We start from the raw sequence: 7,658 nt of genomic DNA on the forward strand, positions 1-7,658 counted from the left end.
CGCAAGGTATGCTTTAATGAAAATCTTCTTAGTGATCTTATACTATCTTTTTTTGTCTGTTTATCTTTCTCTATATGTTTATCTTCACTTTTACTTAATTCTGTTTTAGTTTTTATAGACTTTTTTTCTTCATATTCTACTTCTGTTGATATAGTAGTAGCTTTAGCCAATTCCAAGCTTTCAGTTTTCCCTTGAATCGTTTTTCTCTTTTTATTGTTGTTAATTAAATCTATAATAGAAGAATTTTTAAGCTTATTTATCCTAAACATCAACATTATCATAAAGGGAATCATAGATAATAGGATAAATAGTATAAAGTATTTTATATCTAATCCTGAATTAACAGTAGTCTGTGTAGTAGCAGGAACACTTCCTAACAATTCCATCGACTTCTCCATAGCATTATTAAAACCTATATAGCCTCCAATTCCCGATGCTATCATACCATATATAACTAAAGGCTGTATTAAATGTCTTCCACTAATCTTTGATGGAATTCCCAAAGCCCTTTCTATTGCATAATTAAGCTTGTGTCCTTCTATATATACATATATCACAAACCCTTGTATTAATATTAAAAGTACACTAAAAAGCACAAAGTTTATTGCTGTAGCTCTTTTAATTGGAGCAGAAGACTCTAAAAAGCTTTCCACATTATTTATTAAAAAAGATAACTCATATCCTAATTCTTTTAATGACTCTTTATATTTCTCTATAAAAGCTGATTCATCCCTTGCATTTTTTAAAACAAAAGTATATGAAAAAATATTAACAGATACTGGTTCATCCATCCCTTCAGCATATCTGCCAAGTTCTACAGGTATGGTACTATTGGGAACATACATATAAACGTATCGAGATTGGGGGTAAACATTGGAATTAAATATACCTACTACTTTAAAGGGTTTAGGTTCACTGACATAATATGTTTTCCATTCTTTATGGTCCTTTTCTGTAAATAGTTCTGATGTACCATATTCATTATCTCTCATTTTAATATTAAGCTTATCTCCAATATTTATTTTATAGTTTTTGGCAATATTCTCATGTATTATAACTACATGGTTTTGGTTTTCATCATCCTCCTTGCTAAACCAACGTCCTTCTACTAGATAGTAATCCTTTGCACTATCTTGTACTTCCGGCATTGCTGTCATATCCTTAGTACCTGTAAGATAATATGAAAAAATATTTTCATTGATAAAGTCCATTTCCTCTTTGATGATTTTAAACTGTGAATCATCCCAATCTATATGTCCATTATCATCTAGTTCTATATAGAGAGGTCCATCATTATAAAGTGGTTTAGCGAAGGATCCAGTGTCAGCCTCTGGATGAATAAACGTTCTAAATAAATACTTTTTTCCGGGTTCCATTTGAAATAGCTCGTCTATTACATCATCATTGATATATTCAAATTTTTCTCCCGTTACTATGGAGTGGGACAAAAAAAGGAAACGATGTTCCTGATTATTTTTGTAGCGAAAATCTCCTTCTATATAGTCTGGAATTCCTGCCAATATATCTGTAACCTTAACAGCTAATGCTGACCCTTCATAAATGTTCTCAGCATATTGATATTTATACACTTCTCGTATCTCTCCAATAAATATAAGGTCATATACATTTGAACTTAAATTCCCTGCAAAAGAGACATTATCCTTTCTTTTGTTTCTATATAGCCCATCTATTATTCCTGTAGTATGCCTTATATTATCTTCAAAATCTATCATTGGATCACCGGTAATGAGTTCCTGAGCTTCTTTTACATCATAGTTATTCTCATCTAAGGGTAATATTTTTCCAATACTTCTAAAATATTTACCAATATTATCAATCTCCCTATTAACTATGAAAAATTGACTGATACTGGATATAAAGAGGTTTGATGCTATTAGAAGTATGCTTAAGAGAAGTATTCCCTTCAAAGGTCTTCTTAGGTTAGATTTGTTGATTGGATTTTTCATGGATTTCACTCTCCTTATAGCTTGTTTGATATTCTATATACAAGGATTATTATTAATAAAAATATATGTAAAAACAAGTCTAGATAGTATTTAGCCACCTAAACTTGCAATCTGTATGACTTAATAGTAAGTATCTTCTCTAAATCTTTATTTCACTTGCTCAATAGTTCCATCCTTAATTCTCCATACATGGTCTGATTCTTCTGCGATTTCCATATCATGGGTTACTATGATTACACAGAAATCCTGTTGATGAGCTAACTCTTTTAGTATATCTATGATTCGTTCACTGTTTTCATCATCTAAATTTCCCGTAGGTTCATCAGCAAGTATTACCTTTGCTCCTGTGGCTAATGTCCTTCCTATGGCTACTCTTTGCTGTTCTCCTCCTGATAGATTGGAAGGGTAGCGAGATAGCTTATCTCCATCTATCCCCAAAGAATCCAACACCGTTTTTCCTTTTTCTCTTGCCTCTTCTTTTAGTATTCCCTTGTATTCCATAGGAAAACTTACATTTTCCAAAGCAGTAAGCAACGGAAATAATTGAAATGCCTGAAATATCATTGAAACATTATCTCTACGATATTCATCTAAATCCATATCCTTTAAATCATTTCCATTTATAGAGATTTTCCCTTGAGTCGGTTCGTCTAGTCCTGCCATGATAGAAAGCAAAGTAGTTTTCCCACTACCGGAAGGTCCTACTATTGCATTTAATTTTCCTCCTTCAAAGGTACAATTAATATCCTTTAGCACATCTTTATCTGCACCTTTATATCTGTAAAAAATATTTTCCAGTTCTAACTTTGCCATATTGATTTCCCCCTTTATCTATTATTGATTTCATATCTATTCTTTTACCTGAAGCATTTCCAGTGGCTTCTTATTGGTTGCCTTTCCTATGCCAAGTATCAGTCCCGCTGTAGTACCTAGCATATATCCTCCTGTTACCATTATATATTTCGTCAAATCTATCGGATAAGATTTTATGGATATAGCAAATACTGTTATACATGCTATGGCTGTTCCTATTAATACAAGTATAAGATTCTCTCTAAATATATTCCATCTTACTTCTTTTTCCTTTACTCCTAATATTCTTAGAATTGCTATATCTACTGACCTACGTAATACCATTATAAATGCTAATATACCTGCTATTACAATGGATAAGGTAAATGTTACAGGGTACAGAACTTCTAGTAATGATAAACTCTTTTCTAATGGTTCTATTACATTTGTTAGTTCCTCGTCCCATAGCTTTAGCTCCGTTGGAAATTCATTAAATTCATTATCAGAGACTATTCTTTTTATCTCTTTCTTATGCAATATAAGCTCCTTATTCTTTTCTTGTTTAAATTTAAATTCTATCTTACTATAAAATGTTTGCAGTTCAGTAATATCCAATACCCTTATTGGATAAATAAATACTTCCCTTTCTTCATCTACTATGGTTTTTCCGTAATAATCTTTTCCAGTGGAAATTCCTTTAAAAGTTCCCACTATAGTTCCATAAGCTTTTGCTGATAGTTGTCGATGCCGTGAAGCAGGTTCTAAAAGTATCTTATCTCCCAGTTTTAAATCATAATGATCCATTGCTGTTTTAGACACTAATATTGGAAAATCTTCTTCTCCCTTTTCATCTAATACTGTCTTTTCACCATTTTTAGAATATCCTCTAGTATATTCCTTATCAAAATCCTCTAATGAATAACCGTCTATAATAGTTAAATCAGCAAATTCTATAACTCCATCTGAACTATTATAACTTTTGCTGCTAGCATTTATTGTAAATATAGGGTGCTTTATAAAAACATGGACCTTATCCTTTTCTCCTATTTCATATTTTTTTATTACTCCATCTCTATTTATATATAGTTCTTCATAAATCATCGATGCTATAGCTTTATAATCTTCTACTAAATCTGTCTCTATTAGTTTATCTATATGTCTTCTATGGATTGGACCTGTTCCTTGACTTGTAGCTTTATTTTGTTTTACTATTATATCTCCTGTTATAATAGTCTCTTTGTATGCTTTTTCTATAAGTCCATTATTTTTAATGGTTAGGTAATTCATCCACAATAATGAAAAGGTAAATATTCCTGCCAATACTATTAGGAGTATAGATGTTACCTTTGAACGTAAGGTATGATTTAGTGAAAATCTTTTTAATGCTTTTTGACTGTCTTTTGTTAATATAGGTATATCTTCCTCTATGTATTTCTCTTTTCTTTCCTCTTCTTCTTTTACATATACTGTAGCTTCTGTTGACTGTGATATAGTAGTAGCTTTAACCATCTTTATAGATTTAATTTCTTCTTGTTTACTTTCTACTTGTACAATTTTCTTCTTGCTATTGTTGTTGATTAAATCTATTACTGATAAATTTTTAAGCTGTTTTATTCTAAGTAACAACATTATGGAAAATGGAATCATGGATAGAAAGATAAATAGAATGAAGTATTTTATATCCAATCCCAAAGTAACAGTCCTTTGTATATTAGAAGGTATACTACTCAATAATTCAGTTGATTTTTCTATTGCCTTTTGATAGCCTGTATATCCTCCTACTGCCGATGCTATAATGCCAAATATAACTAGTGGTTGTACCAGATGTTTTCCGCTTATATTTGCAGGAATTCCTAAAGCTCTTTCTATTGCATAGTTCAGCTTATGCCCGTCTATATATACATAAATTACAAATCCTTGAATCAGTATTAAAAGCACAGAAAAAACTATAGAACTTATTGTTGTAGACCTTTTAACAGGATCCGAAGCTTCTTTAAAACTCCCTATATTATTTATTAAAAAGGATAATTCATACCCCGATTCTTTTAGAGGTTCTTTATACTTTTCTATAAATGTAGATTCATCCTCTGCATTTTTTAAAACAAAGCTATATGAATAAATGCTCACAGATATAGGTTCATCTAACCCTCCAGTATATCTGCCAAGCTCTATATCTATGGTACTTTCTGGAACATACATATAATCGTAGCGACTTCCAAAATTATTTCGATTAAATATACCAACTACTTCATAAGATTTAGGTTCAGATGTATAATAGTTCCTCCATTCCCTATGGTCCTTTTCTGTAAATAGGAATGAAGCACCATATTCATTATCCCGCATTTTAATCTCAAGCTTATCTCCAATATTTATATTATGATTTTTGGCAATAGTCTCATGTATGATGACTGCATAGTTTTGATTTTCATCATCCTCCTTGTCTATCCAACGTCCATCTACCAAGTAATAATCCTTTGCACTATCTTGTACCTCCTGCATTGCTGTCATATCTTTAGTGCCTGTAATATAATATGAAAAAATATTTTCATTGATAAAGTCCATTTCATCCTTGATGATTTTAAACTGTGGATCACTCCAATCTATATATCCATTATCGTCTAGTTCTATATATAGAGGTCCACCATCATATAAAGGCTTGGCAGCAGAACCTGAGTCGCTGTTTGTATAAACTTCTGTTCTGAATAAGTATTTTTTTCCCTGTTCCAGCTTAAATAATTGGTCAATAACGTCATTGTTGATATATTCATACTTTTCCCCTGTCATTATAGAATGAGATAAGAATAAAAAACGATGCTCCTGATACTCCTTATAGTAAAATTCTGATTCTATAAAATCTGGAATTCCAGCCAATATATCTGTTACTTTAGCCTTTAATATTGTCCCTTCATAGATATTGTCAGCAAGTGTATATTTATCTACCTCCTTCAACTCTCCAATAAATATAGTATCATTTACATTTGAACCTGGCTGGTTTGAAAAACGATTGTCACCTCTTTTATTTCTATATAATCCATCTATTACTCCTGTAGTATATCTTTTATTATCCTCAAAATCTATCATTGGGTCACCTGTAATTAGCTCTTGAGCTTCTTTTACATCAGAGTTATTCTCATCTAACGGTCGTATTGTTCCAATACTCCTATAATGTTTCCCAATATTATCTATCTCTCTATTGACTATAAAGAACTGGCTGATGCTGGATATAAAGAGATTTGATGAAATTAATAATATAATGAGAAGGAGTATTCCCTTTAGGGGTCTTCTTAGGTTAGATTTGTTTATTGGATTCTTCATGGATTTCACTCTCCTTATACTTTACTATATTAAATAAAATAATATATAATCACGTGATTATCTGATAATTGAAAACAATTATTAGACTCTCTTTAATTAATTGTAAGTCTAGGTAGTTAAACTACCTAGACTTACTAAACCTGTATGCCTTAGAAATGATTAACCTCTCATATATGAAGCATCAGCAAGAACATGTAGTAGCTGTTCATTCATACTCATAATTAAAATTTTATCAATTATTTCATCTTCAATTTTATTTATCTTTGCTAATACTATGCTCATGCTTGTACCCCTTTACTATTTTAATTAAAGTGTATTTCATAATAATTTTATTGTCAGCTAACTTTTGTACATATTTTTAAAAAAATTTGGCTTTATATATAGAGAGAGGCATACAACTCAATAAATTAAAATAATCAGTGAATTAATTAATTTTCCTTCTATCTATTATTGATTTCATGCCTATTCTTTTACCTGAAGCATTTCCAGTGGCTTTTTATTGGTTATCTTTCCTATGCCTAGTATCAGTCCTGAGATAGTACCTAATAAATATCCACCGCTGACCATTACATATTTAAACATATCTATTGGATAGGATTTTACAGAAATAACAAATACTGTTATACACGCTATAGCTGTTCCTATTAACACCAACATAATATTTTCACTAAATAGATTCAATCTTACTTCTTTCTCCTTTACTCCCAATATCCTTAGAACTGCTATATCTGTTGACCTGCGTAATACCATTATAAATGCTAATATACCTGCTATTATAATTGATAAGGTAAATGTTACAGGGTACAGAACTTCTAATAAGGATGTATTCTTTTCTAATGGTCCTACTACATTTACAACTTCTCCATCCCATAGTTTTAACTCAGTCGGGATTTCATTAGATGAATTGTCGGAAACTATTTTCTTTATCTCTTCCTTTCTTTCTATAATCTCTTTGTTTTTCTCTTGTTTAAATACAAACTCCATTTTACTATAATAAACTCCTCTTTCAACGGTTTTCAATACACTTAGTGGATAGATAAAAAGTTCTTCATCTATTGGAGAGTATCCATCATTATCTTCACTACTACCAACCCCTGCAAATGTCCCTACAATTGTTCCATAGGCTTCCATTAATAATTTTCGATAGTTTGGATCTGGTTTCAAAGATATCTTATCTCCTAATTCAAGTTCATAATGCTCCATTGCCTTATTAGATACCAATATAGGGAAATCTTCTCCTCCCTTTTCATCTACAATAATTGTTTCAAGACCTTTATAACCTCTAATATATTCCTTATGAAAATCTTCCAATGAATAACCATCTATAATATTTAACTCAACAAACTCTATAACTCCATCAGAGCTATTGTAGCTTTTGCTACTAGCTTTTACTACAAATTTGGGAGGAGATACAAAAACATGAACTTTATCCTTTTCTCCAACTTCATACATTTCTATAACCCCCTCCCTATCTATATATAGTTCATCATAAATCATTAATGCTGTGGCAGAATAATCTTCAACTAATTCTGTTTCCATTAAGTTATTTATATGTCTTCCACTAATTGGACCTGTTCTTGTATC

Annotated in this window: 5 protein-coding genes; all 5 read right to left on the reverse strand. The window is 30.9% G+C overall.

Going from position 1 to position 7,658, the window contains the following annotated elements; translation table 11 throughout:
- A partial coding sequence (locus KQI38_RS05200) for an ABC transporter permease (protein WP_216556634.1) occupies nt 1-1,967 on the reverse strand: 1,967 nt, incomplete at its 3' end.
- 147 nt (nt 1,968-2,114) lie between these two features.
- Nucleotides 2,115-2,780 (reverse strand): ABC transporter ATP-binding protein, encoded by a 666-nt coding sequence (locus KQI38_RS05205; protein WP_216556636.1) that lies wholly within the window; start codon nt 2,778-2,780, stop codon nt 2,115-2,117.
- Nucleotides 2,781-2,816: 36 nt separating this feature from the next.
- The gene (locus tag KQI38_RS05210; protein WP_216556638.1) at nt 2,817-6,074 is read right to left on the reverse strand and encodes an ABC transporter permease; all 3,258 of its coding nucleotides are present in this window, start codon (nt 6,072-6,074) and stop codon (nt 2,817-2,819) included.
- 159 nt (nt 6,075-6,233) lie between these two features.
- Nucleotides 6,234-6,356 carry a hypothetical protein gene (locus KQI38_RS22255; RefSeq protein ID WP_276515549.1) on the reverse strand — a complete coding sequence of 41 codons (123 nt, stop codon included), beginning with the start codon at nt 6,354-6,356 and terminating at the stop codon, nt 6,234-6,236.
- Nucleotides 6,357-6,536: 180 nt separating this feature from the next.
- Nucleotides 6,537-7,658, reverse strand: a 1,122-nt coding sequence (locus KQI38_RS05215; RefSeq protein ID WP_216556640.1) for an FtsX-like permease family protein, incomplete at its 5' end; no start/stop codon positions are given.

Origin of the sequence: Tissierella carlieri, from assembly GCF_018917285.1 — a bacterium.
In the GTDB taxonomy this organism is placed as follows: domain Bacteria; phylum Bacillota; class Clostridia; order Tissierellales; family Tissierellaceae; genus Tissierella; species Tissierella carlieri.

Excerpts from the sequence above, each read along its gene's own strand:
- KQI38_RS05205 (WP_216556636.1), bottom strand. The coding sequence starts at position 2,780 with ATGGCAAAGTTAGAACTGGAAAATATTTTTTACAGATATAAAGGTGCA.
- KQI38_RS05210 (WP_216556638.1), bottom strand. The coding sequence starts at position 6,074 with ATGAAGAATCCAATAAACAAATCTAACCTAAGAAGACCCCTAAAGGGA.
- KQI38_RS22255 (WP_276515549.1), bottom strand. The coding sequence starts at position 6,356 with ATGAGCATAGTATTAGCAAAGATAAATAAAATTGAAGATGAAATAATT.